We start from the raw sequence: 15,022 nt of genomic DNA on the forward strand, positions 1-15,022 counted from the left end.
CGATGGTGCCGATGTTGACGTGCGGCTTATTACGTTCAAACTTTTCCTTAGCCATTCTGTTAGGCGCCCTTTTGAAATAGAGGGTCGACAGCCGACCCAAGTTACCTCTGCGCGCGCGGCGTACTTGGTTTAAAGGTAAAAATCAAGCCGTTCCTGCTTGGCCAGAGTGGTTTTGGCCAAACTAGGCCTGCGACCTGCTGTTCCGTCGCGGCACAGCAGGTCAGGTTTCCCCAATTGCTCCGGCGCAATCAGCTTTCTTCAGGGGCTGCAGACGATTGCGCAGTGGCAGGATCCTTCGGGGCAAACCAGCCATGTTCTGCGTGCTGTTCAGCCATATATTCTTCGAGCGCATCAATGATGCGCAGCGACAGCCCGTCGATTTGCTCTTCCTTGGTGCGACTGTAGCCGGACCCGATGATGGCGCTTTCGCCGGTGGTGTCTTCAAAGATCTTCATCTGGTGCTCTTTGGCGAGATAGGTCTTTGTCTTCACATCATAGACAAAGACATTCACCACAGCGGCGCTTTTGGGATTGACCAGAACCGGGATGCCGCCGGTCGCCAGAAGGAACCCTTCGAGGGTGACGGCGACGTCATATTTGCCGGTACCATTGTAGCGGCCCAGGCGTGCCTCCATGGCCCGCTCAATCGGCGCGTTCCATTCCGAAGGCTCGGCGGCGCGCGACAGCGGCCATTGCAGCGCCTTGTCCGTGTAAACAAAGGAGACCCGCATATTGAAATCGCCAAGATCCTCCGGCGCTTCGTTCAGGGTCGTCTCGCCACAGGCGGTCAGCAGGACCAGCATCGCGGCCAGGAAAGCAAAAATTCGGAACATCAGGGCCTCATGCAGGTCGAAGGAATGGATCTGCCTTTGGGATAGACCAGAGCACACTCTCTGGCAAACCAGAGAGTGTCGCTGCCCGCACCAAGGTGGCGCGAGAGTCACAGATCACTTGCGGCTTTCTGCTCAAATCACTTGAACTTGTAGTTCCGCGGGAAGCCATAAGGTGGACGTTTGCCCACGCCGGCACGTTTGCCCAGCCACTGGCTGAGATCAGTTTCATGGCGGGTCTTGCCGCCACCCATTTCCCAGGAGATGCCATCATCCCAGTTGAAGGTGGTGACATCACTGAGCCCACCATCCAGCTCCAGCGAGCCCTGCTTGCCGCGCGCCATATTGTATTTCTGTAGTCGCACGCCCTTGCCACGGGTCAGCTCCGGCATTTCTTCGACCGAGAAAACCAGGAACTTGCCGTTTTCCGAGACAATCGCCACGTGATCGCCGGTAACCGGAATACAGATCTGTGCGCGGTCGTCATCCTTGACGTTCAACACCTGTTTGCCACTGCGGGTCTGCGCCACGATTTCCTTTTCGGCGCAGATAAAGCCATTCCCCGCCGAGGATGCCACCAGCAGACGGCCCTCAGGATTGTAAATGAGGATATCGACGATTTCGACCTCATTGGGCAGATCCACCATCAGGCGTAGGGGTTCGCCCATGCCACGGCCACCGGGCAGATTCGCGGCGCTGACGGTGTAGAACCGGCCATTGCTGCCAAAGACCAACAACCGGTCGGTGGTTTCAGCGTGAAAGATGAAGCGTGGCCCGTCGCCATCCTTGAACTTTAACTCACGCGCCAGATCGATATGGCCAGTCATTGCCCGGATCCAGCCCATCTGCGAGCAGACAACCGTGATCGGCTCGCGGTCGATCATCGCCTCCAGCGGCACCTCTTCGACTTCGCCAGCCTCAGCAAAGAGCGTGCGGCGCGCGCCGCCCTCGTAATCCTTGCCGAACTGCTTTTTGGTGTCGCGCAACTGATCGGTGATTTTGTTCCATTGCAGATCGTCCGACCCCAGCAGCTCCACCAGTCCCGCGCGCTCATCGCGTAGCGCATCACGTTCGCGGGTCAGCTCCATTTCCTCAAGGCGGCGCAACGATCGCAGCCGCATGTTGAGAATCGCTTCGGCCTGCACCTCGCTCAGCTCACCCGGACCCTTGGCCGGGCTGGTATAGTCCGCATCGCTAAGGGCACGCGGATGATCGAGATCCCAGTTTTCCCGCATCAGAGCGGCTTTGGGATCGTCATCGTAGCGGATGATATCGATCACCCGGTCCAGATTTAGGAAGGCGATGATGAAACCATCCAGCACCTCAAGCCGGTGGTCGATCTTAGCCATGCGGTGGCGCGAGCGGCGCTGCAACACGTCACGGCGGTGATCGAGGAAGGCGCGCAGCACTTCCTTCATCGAGCAGACCTTGGGCGTGACCCCATCGATCAGCACATTCATGTTGAGGCTGAAACGCACTTCCAGATCGGAATTGCGGAACATCATGTTCATCAGCACATCCGGGTCGACGTTCTTCGACTTCGGCTCCAGCACGATGCGGACATCTTCGGCCGATTCGTCACGGATATCCGCAAGGATCGGCACCTTCTTGGTCTGGATCAGCTCAGCGATCTTCTCGATGAGCTTGGATTTTTGCACCTGATAAGGGATCTCGGTGACCACGATCTGCCACTGGCCACGACCCAGGTCTTCGACTTCATGGGTGCTGCGCAGACGGAAAGATCCGCGCCCGGTGCGATAGGCCTTGGCGATGTTTTCGCGTGGCTCGACAATGATGCCCCCCGTCGGAAAATCCGGTCCCGGCACATATTTCAGCAGGGTGTCATCATCCGCACCCGGCGCTTTGATCAAGTGGATACAGGCATCGATCAGTTCAGCTATGTTATGCGGCGGAATATTGGTCGCCATACCAACCGCAATCCCCGTCGAGCCATTGGCAAGAATATTGGGAAAAGTCGCAGGCAGAACCGCAGGTTCCGTCAAACGGCCGTCATAGTTATCCCTGAAATCAACGGCGTCCTCAGATAGGCCGTCCAGCATCGCCTCGGCGATGAAGGTCATGCGCGCTTCTGTATAGCGCGAGGCCGCCGGGTTATCGCCGTCGATATTGCCAAAGTTGCCCTGACCATCGACCAGCGGGTAGCGCACGTTGAAATCCTGCGCCAGACGCGCCATCGCGTCATAGATCGCCGCATCACCATGGGGGTGGAAGTCACCCATGGTGTCGCCGGAAATCTTGGCAGATTTCAAAAACCCACCCGAAGAGCTGAGCCGCAGGCGACTCATGGCGTAGAGAATGCGCCGGTGCACCGGTTTCAGACCGTCGCGCGCATCGGGCAGCGCCCGGTGCATGATCGTGCTCAGCGCATAGGTCAGGTACCGCTCACCAATGGCGCGGCGCAGGGGTTCCATGATCTCGCCGTTTTGCGGCAGCGGGGCGTCGGGGTCATCTACCAAGTCGTTCATGCTTTGGTGATACTTCCCCCGCCTGCCGCGGTAAAGCGATGGTTCCGATTTATCCACCGCCATCCCTGAATTCTCCAGTATTCGGAGAAGATCGCTGCCAGACGAACGCAGCCGGAAACAGTCTGTTGCGCCCCAAAGGGGGAGAAGGCGCAGGACTCTCCCCTGTGCTTCGTGCTAATTTGAAATGTATTAACGTAACTTATCTACTATGGCGGCTCGAATTCTGCCGCAGTGGTTCAGGCCGGTGTTCCAACCTTTTAGGGTCTGCCACCACTCATTGCCGCTATTGATTTTGTTGTGGGGGGATGCGCTATGTCGCGTTTTGTAATGGTGTCCTTTGCCTTTTTGGGCTGGGGCTTTTTTGAGCTGAGTGGCGGTCTCGATTTCACACCGCTTAACCGTCCAACAGATGAGCCCCGCCAGATTGCGCAGCAAACCGCAGCTGTGCCGACAGCAGGAGCTACAAAATTCCGTCAGTCCGCGAAACAGCGTGCCGCTGCCCTGGTCGGATCCAAGGTCTTGCAAGAAGCCCCCACACCCGCTGTCATTTCGCAGCGCCCTGCCGCTGACCCCAACCACCGCCAGACCATTGCACTGGCAAAAATCGTCTCGGCGGGTGCCACATTGCAGGACAGCCGAAACGCCTTTGCCACTGGGGATGCAGTCGGCACGACAGCGCGCCCCTTGCAGCTGGACGTCATTCAAGGCGGGCTCGTCGCCCTGACCGCCAACTATGATCGTGAAACAAATACCAGCACGCAAAACACGGGGGCACAAACCGCGAGCCTCGCCGGGCTCGACACGACCGGAAACACCAATACCGGTAGCGAAGACTACCTAGATCTGCGCCAAATTCGGGCCTCCCGGGTCAATATGCGCCAGGGACCAGGCACCATCTACCCTGTGCTCGCCCGCCTGCTGGCCGGAGACGAGGTTCTGGTAATCGAGGACAGCGGCACCGGCTGGCTGCAGCTGCGCACCAAGAAAGGCAACAAGGTAGGCTGGGTTGCCGCTTCCCTCGTGGGCAAGAAACGCTCATAAACACCTGACGTGGATCCCCTATCGATCCAGTCAGGTAAGAGACATTGATGCAAAAATCCATTCTGATCACTGGCTGCTCCTCCGGGATCGGCCTGGACGCTGCACGCAGTATGCGCAATCGCGGCTGGCGGGTCTTTGCCTCCTGCCGCCAACAGCGCGATTGCGACCGGATGCGCACCGAAGGCTTTGACGCCCCGCGCATCGACTATTGCGACGCCGATAGCATCACCACGGGCCTTGCTGAAGTGCTCGCCGCGACCGGCGGCACGCTGGACGCACTTTTTAACAATGGCGCGCATGGCTTGCCTGGTGCGATTGAAGATCTTGCCACAGACGGGCTGCGCGAAATCTTTGAAACCAATGTCTTTGGCTGGCATGAACTCACCAGGCAGGTGCTGCCGGTGATGCGCGCGCAGGGACATGGCCGCATTGTGCAGAACTCGTCCATATTGGGCCTTGTCTCCTTTCCTTGGCGTGGCGCCTATGTAGCGACAAAATATGCCCTCGAAGGGCTATCGGACACACTGCGAGTCGAGTTGAGCGATACCGACATCAAGGTGGTGTTGATCGAGCCTGGGCCTGTGACCTCGAAATTTCGCGAAAATGCGATTCCCCACTTTGAACGCCATATTGACTGGGAGAATTCTGCCCTGCGCCAACGCTATGAAAACAGCCTGCTGAAGCGGCTCTATGAAAGCGCCGGGCCAGACCGGTTTGAGCTTCCCGCATCGGCGGTAACTACCAAGCTGATCCATGCCTGCGAATCGCGCCACCCCCGGCCGCGTTACTATGTGACGACCCCCACATATATCGCCGGTTTTCTGCGCCGCATCCTCACAACCCGGGCAATTGACCGCATCCTTGCACGGCTGAAATAACCAATTCCCTGTCGCCAATCAGGTCGCCAAAGGCTAGACCTGCAGCAGCAAAACGCAAAGGAAATGCGCAATGGGTGATCCGCTTTATATTCTTGCCGTTATGGCCATGGCGGCTGTCGTGGTGGTTCTGGTGCTCGGCCTTGGCGGCTTTGGCAAAGGCGGTGCCTTCAACCACAAATACGCCAACAAACTGATGCGGCTGCGGCTGCTGCTCCAGTTTCTCGCGGTGGTTCTGCTGGTCGCCTATGTCTATTTCCGCGGTCAGGGAGGTCAGTAATCCATGGTGGTCCTGAACAAGATTTACACCCGCACCGGTGACAAAGGCGATACAGCGCTTGGCAATGGCACACGGGTTGCCAAACATGATGCCCGCGTCAACGCCTATGGCCCCTCGGATGAGCTCAACGCCTTTATCGGGGTCGCCCGCTTGCAGGCCGCGGATAAAAGGGACGCCGCCCTGTCGCGCATCCAGAACGATCTTTTTGATCTGGGCGCCGACCTGTGCCGCCCCGACATGGCGCAGGACGCTGAGGCCGAATCCCCGCCACTGCGCGTGGTGCAGGCCCAGGTAGACCGGCTCGAAGCTGAAATCGATGCGATGAACAAGGACCTGTCAGCGCTGCGCAGTTTTGTCCTGCCCGGCGGCAGTGCACTGGCGGCGCATCTGCATGTCTGTCGCACTGTGGCACGGCGCGGTGAACGCCTTGCGACCGAACTAGCCAGTGTCGAAGCCATCAACCCTATTGCGGTGACCTACCTCAACCGGCTGTCCGACTGGTTCTTCGTGGCCTCGAGGGCGGCTAATGACAACGGCGCCAAAGACGTGCTCTGGGTGCCAGGCGCCAATCGCTGATAGCGCGACACGCAAGCGGGCGGCTCGCAGGCCGCTTATTGGCCGCGCACAGGCTGCAGTCACGTCACATGCTGCGTCGCAGCGTCACCCGCAGGCAAACCCCATCGACAGAGGGCCGATTCGCCCCTACCACTAACCTGCGCAGGTTTGGTCACAGCCCGCGCAGGCAGCCAGCATGGTTTCGGGTCTTTTGCAAAGGGACACCAAAGGAAATGCGAGCAGCCCTCACGAAACATTCTTGCAAGATTGTCGTGGCAAACAGCCAAACGCGACGTCTGCGAACTACAACGTGACGATTTTTCCCTGTTGTGACCCGGGCTGAGCCGGTATCAACAGCGCGAGAGCATAGAGGGCAGCCGTTCCGGCGGTGTGCCGTTTGTTAAGGAGAGAACGTAAAATGAAGGTACTTGTGCCTGTCAAACGCGTGATTGACTATAACGTGAAGGTCCGCGTCAAAGCGGACGGAAGCGGTGTCGATCTCGCCAACGTCAAAATGTCGATGAACCCCTTCGACGAAATCGCCGTGGAAGAGGCCATCCGCCTCAAGGAAGCGGGCAAGGCTGACGAAGTCGTTGCCGTTTCAATCGGCGTAAAGCAGGCCCAGGAAACGCTGCGCACCGCGCTGGCCATGGGCGCTGACCGCGCCATCCTGGTGGTTGCTGCTGATGACGTTCACACCGACATCGAACCGCTTGCCGTTGCCAAGATCCTCAAAGGCATCGTCGATGAAGAGCAGCCTGGCATCGTTCTGGCTGGCAAACAGGCGATCGACAACGACATGAACGCAACTGGTCAGATGCTGTCCGCCCTTCTGGGCTGGTCGCAGGGTACCTTTGCCTCTGAGCTGGACATCGATGGCGACACCGCCAAAGTGACCCGCGAAGTTGACGGCGGTCTGCAGACTATCAGCGTGAAGATGCCTGCCATCGTCACCGTTGATCTGCGCCTGAACGAGCCACGCTATGCGTCGCTGCCGAACATCATGAAAGCCAAGAAAAAGCCGCTGGCCGAAAAGACCGCTGCTGACTACGGCGTCGATGTCACCCCGCGTCTCGAAGTGGTGTCCACCACCGAGCCTGCGGCCCGTGCCGCCGGCATCATGGTTGGCTCTGTTGATGAGCTGGTCGAGAAACTCAAAGAAGCGGGGGCTGTGTAATGGCTGTTCTTCTCCTTGCTGAAGTCACCGACGGCGCCCTGGCGCTGGACGCAACTGCAAAGGCCGTGACCGCTGCTGGCGCTCTGGGTGACGTGACTGTTCTGGCCGCTGGTGCCTCTGCTGCTGCAGCCGGTGCCGAAGCCGCCAAGATCGCTGGCGTTGCCAAGGTCCTGGTTGCCGAAGATGCATCGCTTGGCCACCGCCTGGCGGAACCCACAGCGGCGCTGATCGCCTCGCTGGCGGGTGACTACGAGCACATCGTCGCCCCTGCGACCACCGACGCCAAGAACGTGCTGCCCCGCGTGGCCGCTCTGCTTGATGTCATGGTGATCTCGGATGTAACCGGCGTGATCGACGGCTCTACCTTTGAGCGTCCAATCTATGCGGGTAACGCAATCCAGACCGTCAAATCCTCGGACGCAAAGAAAGTCATTTCTTTCCGCACCGCGACATTTGACGCCGCTGGCGACGGTGGCTCTGCCTCAGTTGACACCATTGGTGCCGCTGAAAACCCGGGTCTGTCGGAATGGGTCGAAGACAAGGTTGCCGCATCGGATCGTCCCGAGCTGACCTCGGCTGGTGTCGTGGTTTCCGGTGGTCGTGGCGTTGGCTCCGAAGAAGACTTCAAACTGATCGAAGGCCTCGCCGACAAGCTGGGTGCCGCTGTTGGCGCCTCGCGCGCAGCGGTCGATTCGGGCTATGCCCCGAACGATTGGCAGGTTGGTCAGACCGGCAAGGTCGTGGCACCGGATCTTTATGTTGCCATCGGCATCTCGGGCGCCATTCAGCACCTGGCTGGCATGAAAGACTCCAAAGTGATCGTCGCGATCAACAAAGACGAAGAAGCACCGATCTTCCAGGTTGCTGACTTTGGTCTGGTTGCCGATCTCTTTGCCGCCGTACCTGAACTGACCGAAAAACTCGGCTAAGCAGACGGAACATCAGGGTGCAGGTCTGACCTGCGGCCTGATAAATCAAAAGTAGAAAACGGGGCGCGCTGTTTCAGCGGGCCCCGTTTTTCTTACATGGATCGCTTTCTTGGTTTGACAGCTTTCTTGATTTGGCAGCGCGCCTTGGTGGCAACAGATCGCCCAGTCTAAAAGCCGACTCCTTGGCGATACAGTCAGCTGCGTTTGGCAAACCGATGCAACGTTTCTGCCAACAGACAGCCAATGCGCTCATGCTCCCGCGGGCCCAGCATGTGCTGCGCCGCCGGGAAATCCAGCTCTCCCATGGCCATGCCTTCGAAGTCATCGACCTGCCCTGCCGTGGCGACATCGACTTCAAGCAGGCCCATGGTCTGCGATTCGAGCGATTTGACCATAGCGCGATCCACCAGAACCGGCTCATGCCCAAAGACGGCGTTCCCGACCAGATCATAGGTAATCCAGAGCATGACCACATGGCCCTGCAGGGCCTCTATCACCTGCTGCATGCGCGACAGCCAGGTTTCTTGCAGATGGTCCTGTAGGATCGCGAAACGCTCCTCTGACAGCGCCTGCAACGTAGTCAGAAGGTGCTTGTTGAAATGGAATTCGGTATAGTCCACCTCAGGGTAGAGCTGCATGAGCGCCGGATGCGCCTGCAGGAAACGGTCATTGCGCCGCGGATGTACCCGGTAATAGCGGTTGGAAATATTCTGCGCCCCCAGAAGCTGAACCACCGCCACCTCTGCCTCGCCCGCAACCTTCAGCAAGGCCTCGTCGGTCATAAAGGCATCAAGGCCCGCATTGACCCCCGCCAGGTTGACACAGGGAAACTGCAGCAAGGATTCGGTCACATCCGAAAAGGGCGTTTTGACAAAACGGCCAAACACCTCGGTACCACCAAGGAACGCGATATATGGAGTCGTTAAGTCTCGTCTGGGGCCTCGTACTGGCAGCCGTGATCCGGCATAACAGCACGTACCCCCCGAAAGCGCGCCCGCGCTTTTGAGTTCGTAGCTCATAGCTCCCACCAATTTATTCACCCAAGGATCACTTTGCGCGCCAAAGATTGCAAATTTCCTAAAGTTAAATTTCACCTAAAATTCCAAAGGCACAGCCTTGTGCCCGCCCCGAAGCAGTCGCTAAGGTCACGGCGCAGGCAAACCAGGAGCCATCGGCATGGATATCAAGAAAATTGGCGTAATTGGCGCAGGTCAGATGGGCAATGGTATCGCCCACGTCATGGCCCTTGCAGGCTATGAGGTTGTTTTAAATGACGTAAATCAGCAGGCACTTGATGCCGCCGTCAGCGCCGTTCACAAAAATCTAGCCCGTCAGGCCAGCCGCGGCAAGATCAGCGAAATCGAAGTGACAGAGGCGGTTGCCCGCATCACGCCAACGCTATCGCTGGCTGATATTGGCGCTACTGATCTGGTGATCGAGGCCGCGACTGAGCGTGAAACCGTCAAGCAGGCGATCTTTGAAGACCTGCAACCGCATCTGCAGCCACATACGATTCTCACCTCGAACACCTCTTCGATCTCGATCACCCGTCTGGCCAGCCGCACGGATCGCCCTGAACGCTTCATGGGATTTCACTTCATGAACCCGGTGCCGGTGATGCAGCTGGTCGAGTTGATCCGCGGCATTGCCACCGATGAAGAGACATTCGCCAGCTGCCGCACCGTGGTGGAACGCCTGGGCAAGACCGCCGCCAGCGCCGAAGATTTTCCTGCCTTCATCGTCAACCGGATCCTGATGCCGATGATCAACGAGGCGGTTTATACCCTGTATGAAGGGGTCGGATCGGTCAAATCCATCGACGAATCGATGAAGCTGGGCGCCAATCATCCCATGGGCCCGTTGGAACTGGCAGATTTCATCGGCCTCGACACCTGCCTTGCGATTATGAACGTGCTGCATGACGGGTTGGCTGACACCAAATACCGCCCCTGCCCGCTGCTGACCAAATATGTCGAGGCTGGCTGGCTGGGTCGCAAGACACAGCGCGGCTTCTATGACTACCGCGGTGAAGAGCCTGTACCGACCCGGTAGGCCATTCGCCACCTTGTGCCGGATCACAAATGCAAAAAGCGCCCTCTGACAGGGCGCTTTTTTTTTGCAAACCCTGGTAACTTACAGCGACTGCTCAGCTCAGTCTTTGTTCCCCAGCTTCAACGTATGTTCCCGCAACCAGGCCATGAAACCGCGTGGATCGCTGTGCAGCTGCTCCATCTGGGCCTCGCTCAGCGGCTCTCCGACCACTGGCGCCTGAGGTTTATTGCAGGACCGCACGATTTCATGCAGCAAAAGCCCCTGACGCAGGATCGGGGAGATCTTGTTGGCGATCTGATAGCTGCGAGAGTTGTTGCCGGGAAAGAAGATCGGCACCACCCGCGCGCCGGAGCGGCGGATCAGCTGGGCCGTAAAAACATTCCACTCCTGCTCGATGGCGGGGCCAAACCAGGTCTCGGATGACATCACCACGCCCGAGGGAAACAATGCCACAACGCCTCCCGCCTTCAGGTGGGTCATGGTCTTGGCGCGCATTTCAACCATCTTCTTTTGCGCATCCGGGTCATGCGGAAACGGCACCGGAATCATGAAAGAGGTCGCGGCCTCATCCAGGCCAGTCAGGACCGAGCGGGTCAGGATCCGGTAGTCCTGCCGCACCCGGCCGATCAGATCGGCAAAGATCATCCCATCCACCATCCCGTGCGGATGGTTGGCGACAATCACCACCGGGCCGTCACCAGGAATGCGTTTGATCTGCTCTTCGGGGGTCATCAGATTGATGCCCATGATATTCAGCGCCCCACGCCAGAATTTTTGGCCGCGGTATTCTGCGTTTTGGCTTTCGAATTTCTTGACCATGCGCAGGATGGTCAGCTTGCCTGTCATCCATTCGATGGCCTTGATGGTCAGCGAGGTCCAGCGATCATCAAAGGAATTGGCATAGGTCAACGTGCGTCGGTCATAGACCTCGCCATTTGCGTCCTCAGCCTCCGGCGTCAGGCCGGTATTTTGCTCATGTGCGGTATCCGCCACTGTGCCATTCCCGTCATTTCGAGGGGCCATGCGATTTAGAAACCTTCGCCGAATTTATCTGCCACCAGGGCTTCCACTGCATCAGCAAGGGCACCAGCATCCGGCCCCGAAGTCTCGACGTCAATAGTCGTTCCTTTCGAGGCTGCCAACATTAAAAGACCCATAATACTATCGCCAGAAGCCGACATCCCGTCCTTTGAGACCTCTGCCGTGGCGTCGAACCCTTCGACGACCTCCACCAATTTAGCCGAGGCTCGAGCATGAAGCCCTTTTTCATTCACGATTTTCAGTGTCTTCAAAGTCATTTAGCGCGCCTGTTCCCCTTCGGGATTAACATTTTGAGAGTTGATATACTTGCGCCCAGCTTCCATCGCCTGACGGACCGCCTCGCCAACGGCAAGATGACGGGATTTGGCCAGCTTGATCAAAAGGGGCAAATTCGCTCCGTATAAAATGCGTCGATTGACCGGAGCGCAGGCTCTGAGGCTCAGGTTCGAGGGGGAACCACCAAACAGATCCGTGACAACCACAACACCATCCCCGCTGTCGACGATGTCGGCGGCAGCGCAGATTTCGCCTTGCTTGTCTTCGCGGTCATCCTCTGGCCCGATGGCAATCGCCATCAGATTGGGCTGCGGACCCACAACATGCTCAACAGCCGCCAGATACTCTCTGGCCAGCCCGCCATGCGCCACGATCACAATACCGATCAACCCTGCCTACTCCGTGTTTTTGCTAGCTTTGCAGCTCGCGATGTCTAATTGACACCTGCTGCCCCTCTTCCGCAAGGGCTTTCGCCAGAGTTTCTGCCAGGGTGACGGATCGATGCTGCCCGCCGGTACAGCCAAAGGCGATGGAGAGATGCGATTTGCCTTCTTCGCGGTAGGCTGGCAGCAAGAACCGTGTGAGATCCAGCACCCGGTCAAAAAAGCCCTGATAACGAGGGTCGGCCTGAACATGGGTCTGCACCGCCTCGTCCCGTCCATTCAGGGGGCGCAGGGCCTCTTTCCAGTAGGGATTGGATAAAAACCGACAGTCAAACACCATATCAATACTGCGCGGCACCCCGCGCTTGTAAGAGAAGCTCTGCACGGAAAGCGCCAGCTTGCGGCCCTGTGGCGCAAACAGGTGTTCGATCTCGGCCTTCAGCTGATGCACATTCATGTCTGATGTGTCGAGCAGCAAACTAGCCCGCTCACGGATTGGGGCCATCAGGTTGAGTTCACGCTGCACCCCGACCTCGGGCGTCTCTGCCGGCGCTAGCGGATGACGACGGCGCGTTTCGGAATAGCGCCGCAACAACACATCGGGGCGCGATTCAAGATAGAGCACCGACAGGTCCGTGTTTGCTTGTGCCTCCAGCATATCAATGACATCCAGCAGTGCCGCCGGTGAAAAATCCCGGTTGCGACTGTCCAGTCCCAGCGCCATGGGGCGCGACGCACCTGCGGCCTCCACAAGCCCCGGCAAAAGTCGCAAGGGCAGGTTATCAATGGCTTCAAAACCAAGATCTTCGAGCACATTGATCGCCGTAGTGCGCCCGGCACCGGAAGGGCCGGTAACCAGAACAGTTGGTGTTATCTTCAGGTCAGGTTCAGACATCGGCGTCCAGAGCTCCGGCTTTGAGATATTGCATCAGGGCAGCTGCGAAATGAGGACTGTCCACACGGTGAAACAGCGCAAATTCATGGTCCAGAACGGTTGTGTGCATTTGAACCGGAAGCCGTTCGGTTTCAACCCTGTCCATATCCGCAACAGCACAGAGCGGCACAGGCGGCTGCAAATCAGCCCGGAGCAGACCAACATGACGCGCCTCGATCAGCGCTGGTAGCCCATCCGGTGCCCCGGCCATCACCTGCGCCTCTCGGCGCGCGTGATCCGCCTGCACCCATAGTTCCACCCGGTCATCCGCGACCAACCCGGCGCCATAGCCCATCAACTGCAAGGCAAGTCCAGATTTCCCGCTGCCAGACCGTCCGCAGATCAGCAGCCCACGCCCCGCGACCACCACACAAGAGGCATGCAGAATAACACGGGGCAAGGAATGTGTCATAAGCTCAGACGGGCAGACCCACGACAAAACGCGCACCCAGCGGTTCAGAGGTCACATCGGCCTCGGTGGGGCGAATGTTTTCGGCCCAGACCACCCCGCCATGGGCCTCTACGATCTGCTTCGAGATCGCCAGACCAAGGCCTGAGTTGTTGCCGAAGTGTTCAACCGGACGCTGGGAATAGAACCGCTTAAAGATCTTGGCCAGGGCCTGTTCGGGAATGCCGGGGCCGGTGTCTTCGACCACGATCAAGACCCGATTGTCACGTCTGCGCGCCCAGACCCGGATGGCATCGCCTTCATCGCAGAACGAAATCGCATTGGTGATCAGGTTGACAAAAACCTGCGCCAGACGGGCCTCAAGCCCTTGAATCATCACAGGTCGTTGCGGCAGGTCTGTGATGTAGTCGATATGCTTGGCGCGGGCGTCCTCACCAAGGTATTGATTGAGATTGCCCAGCATATTGAGGAGGTCGAATTCCTCTTCTTCCTCTTTGACCAATTCCGCATCCAGCCGCGAGGCATTGGAAATATCACTGACGAGCCGATCAAGACGGCGCACGTCGTGCTCGATCACCTCCATGAGTTTTTCGCGCTGATCATCGCGTTTGACCATGCGCAGGGTGCCGACGGCAGATTGCAGACTGGCCAAAGGATTTTTGATTTCATGCGCCACATCGGCGGCAAATTGTTCGTTGCTGTCAATCCGGCTATAGAGCGCCTTGACCATGCCACGCAGGGCTCGGCTCAACCGGCCGATTTCATCCGGGCGCGCCGACAGGTCCGGAATGCGAATGCGCCCGGATTGCGCCTTACGCGCATCCCTGTCACGCCCCAGTTCAGCCGCTTCGGCAAGGTCCGCCAGAGGATTAGCAATCGTCGAGGCCAGCACCAGGCTCAATCCAACAGAGACCAGAAGTGCCACGATGAACATCTGCAGCACCCGCTCGCGTTCGCTGCGGACTAAAGCATCAATTTCACCAATCGGGGAGGCTAGAGCAACGACACCAATAGCCGTTCCATTGCTCAGAATCGGTGCCACCGCCGAAAACACGGTGCCACCGCTGGTATCCGCCACCACTTCGATCTGGGCAGCATCAGTCAGGGATTTCTGCGCCAAGGCGCGCAGCTGTTCTTCAAGGGGCAGAATCTGAGCGCTGCCCGAATCCGCTGATTTGAACACCCCGCCAACCGTGGACCACAGGCTCGACAGAGCATCCGTGATCAGAGTTCGGCTTTTGGTGCCTTCATTCAACGCATTCAGCAGGTCAGAACGACCCACGCCGGTCACCTTTGCGACCAGGACACCAGAGGTATCAAAAACAAAGGCCTCTACCCCGCCGCGCAGGGTCAGCTGCGACAGTGTTTCCTCAACATCAATGCCATCCCCAGTGGTGAGACTGACCGCCCCAGCCGAGGGCAGCACCGCCTCAAAAACATCCGCAATCAGCGCAACCTCGGAAACCAGGGCACCGGCGCGCTGTTTGGTCAGGCTCTGACGGGAGGAATTGAGATAGAGAATCCCGGCAACCATGATGATCAGAGCGATCAGGTTGAAAGTGATGATTTTGCGGGTGAGGGGCGAGCCTTTCAACGAGAAGAAGCCGCGCCGCGCCCGTTTCACCTGCATTTCAGCCGCAACAGTGCGGTCTGGCGCGACCCAATCGTCACCCAGAACCACATCTCCATCACGCTGGTTTTGTCCTAGACCAGTGTCACGCATCTTTTGCAGCCCCCCTGGACCCGAATGCAGA

Annotated in this window: 16 protein-coding genes; 7 read left to right on the top strand and 9 right to left on the bottom strand. The window is 58.3% G+C overall.

Annotated features, from left to right (window positions below; all coding sequences use genetic code 11):
- Positions 1–248: 248 nt before the first annotated feature.
- On the bottom strand, positions 249–833 hold the full coding sequence (locus tag PH5382_RS03725) for a hypothetical protein (RefSeq protein WP_058333024.1): 585 nt from the start codon (positions 831–833) through the stop codon (positions 249–251).
- Between the two features lie 137 nt (positions 834–970).
- Positions 971–3,316 carry a DNA topoisomerase IV subunit A gene (locus PH5382_RS03730; protein ID WP_058333317.1) on the bottom strand — a complete coding sequence of 782 codons (2,346 nt, stop codon included), beginning with the start codon at positions 3,314–3,316 and terminating at the stop codon, positions 971–973.
- 312 nt (positions 3,317–3,628) lie between these two features.
- Between PH5382_RS03730 and PH5382_RS03735 the strand changes: the two genes are divergently transcribed.
- The 6 genes from PH5382_RS03735 (at position 3,629) to PH5382_RS03760 (ending at position 8,173) form a co-directional block, all read left to right on the top strand.
- Positions 3,629–4,357 carry an SH3 domain-containing protein gene (locus PH5382_RS03735; protein ID WP_058333025.1) on the top strand — a complete coding sequence of 243 codons (729 nt, stop codon included), beginning with the start codon at positions 3,629–3,631 and terminating at the stop codon, positions 4,355–4,357.
- A 47-nt stretch (positions 4,358–4,404) separates the two neighbouring features.
- Positions 4,405–5,235, top strand: coding sequence for an SDR family NAD(P)-dependent oxidoreductase (locus PH5382_RS03740; protein WP_058333026.1), 831 nt, complete (start codon positions 4,405–4,407; stop codon positions 5,233–5,235).
- 70 nt (positions 5,236–5,305) lie between these two features.
- On the top strand, positions 5,306–5,512 hold the full coding sequence (locus PH5382_RS03745; RefSeq protein ID WP_058333027.1) for a twin transmembrane helix small protein: 207 nt from the start codon (positions 5,306–5,308) through the stop codon (positions 5,510–5,512).
- A gap of 3 nt (positions 5,513–5,515) precedes the next feature.
- On the top strand, positions 5,516–6,088 hold the full coding sequence (locus PH5382_RS03750; protein ID WP_058333028.1) for a cob(I)yrinic acid a,c-diamide adenosyltransferase: 573 nt from the start codon (positions 5,516–5,518) through the stop codon (positions 6,086–6,088).
- A gap of 397 nt (positions 6,089–6,485) precedes the next feature.
- Positions 6,486–7,244 (top strand): electron transfer flavoprotein subunit beta/FixA family protein, encoded by a 759-nt coding sequence (locus PH5382_RS03755; RefSeq protein WP_058333029.1) that lies wholly within the window; start codon positions 6,486–6,488, stop codon positions 7,242–7,244.
- Complete coding sequence (locus tag PH5382_RS03760; protein WP_058333030.1) at positions 7,244–8,173, top strand: electron transfer flavoprotein subunit alpha/FixB family protein; 930 nt, start codon at positions 7,244–7,246, stop codon at positions 8,171–8,173. The genes PH5382_RS03755 and PH5382_RS03760 overlap by 1 nt, the downstream gene beginning before the upstream one ends.
- A gap of 194 nt (positions 8,174–8,367) precedes the next feature.
- Here the strand turns inward: PH5382_RS03760 and PH5382_RS03765 are convergent, their stop codons facing one another.
- Entirely contained in the window at positions 8,368–9,192 is an 825-nt protein-coding gene (locus tag PH5382_RS03765; protein WP_058333031.1) for a DUF6473 family protein, read from the bottom strand.
- A 157-nt stretch (positions 9,193–9,349) separates the two neighbouring features.
- On the opposite strand from PH5382_RS03765, the gene PH5382_RS03770 reads away from it, so the two are divergent.
- Entirely contained in the window at positions 9,350–10,225 is an 876-nt protein-coding gene (locus tag PH5382_RS03770; RefSeq protein WP_058333032.1) for a 3-hydroxybutyryl-CoA dehydrogenase, read from the top strand.
- 99 nt (positions 10,226–10,324) lie between these two features.
- On the opposite strand, the gene PH5382_RS03775 is transcribed toward PH5382_RS03770, so the two are convergent.
- From PH5382_RS03775 to PH5382_RS03800, 6 genes are read right to left on the bottom strand one after another with little or no spacing between them, the layout of a single operon-like run.
- Entirely contained in the window at positions 10,325–11,218 is an 894-nt protein-coding gene (locus PH5382_RS03775; protein ID WP_197409998.1) for a lysophospholipid acyltransferase family protein, read from the bottom strand.
- A gap of 35 nt (positions 11,219–11,253) precedes the next feature.
- Positions 11,254–11,523 (bottom strand): HPr family phosphocarrier protein, encoded by a 270-nt coding sequence (locus PH5382_RS03780; protein WP_058333034.1) that lies wholly within the window; start codon positions 11,521–11,523, stop codon positions 11,254–11,256.
- A complete protein-coding gene (locus PH5382_RS03785; protein WP_058333035.1) occupies positions 11,524–11,931 on the bottom strand; it encodes a PTS sugar transporter subunit IIA in 408 nt (135 codons plus the stop codon).
- A gap of 22 nt (positions 11,932–11,953) precedes the next feature.
- Positions 11,954–12,820 (bottom strand): RNase adapter RapZ, encoded by an 867-nt coding sequence (gene rapZ / locus PH5382_RS03790; protein WP_058333036.1) that lies wholly within the window; start codon positions 12,818–12,820, stop codon positions 11,954–11,956.
- Complete coding sequence (locus PH5382_RS03795; RefSeq protein WP_058333037.1) at positions 12,813–13,271, bottom strand: HPr kinase/phosphorylase; 459 nt, start codon at positions 13,269–13,271, stop codon at positions 12,813–12,815. Before PH5382_RS03795 ends, rapZ begins: the two co-directional genes overlap by 8 nt.
- A gap of 4 nt (positions 13,272–13,275) precedes the next feature.
- Positions 13,276–14,991: a sensor histidine kinase gene (locus PH5382_RS03800; protein WP_058333038.1), complete on the bottom strand. Its 1,716-nt coding sequence runs from the start codon at positions 14,989–14,991 to the stop codon at positions 13,276–13,278.
- Between the last annotated feature and the right edge of the window lie 31 nt (positions 14,992–15,022).

This window comes from Phaeobacter sp. CECT 5382 (assembly GCF_001457775.1).
GTDB lineage: Bacteria > Pseudomonadota > Alphaproteobacteria > Rhodobacterales > Rhodobacteraceae > Pseudophaeobacter.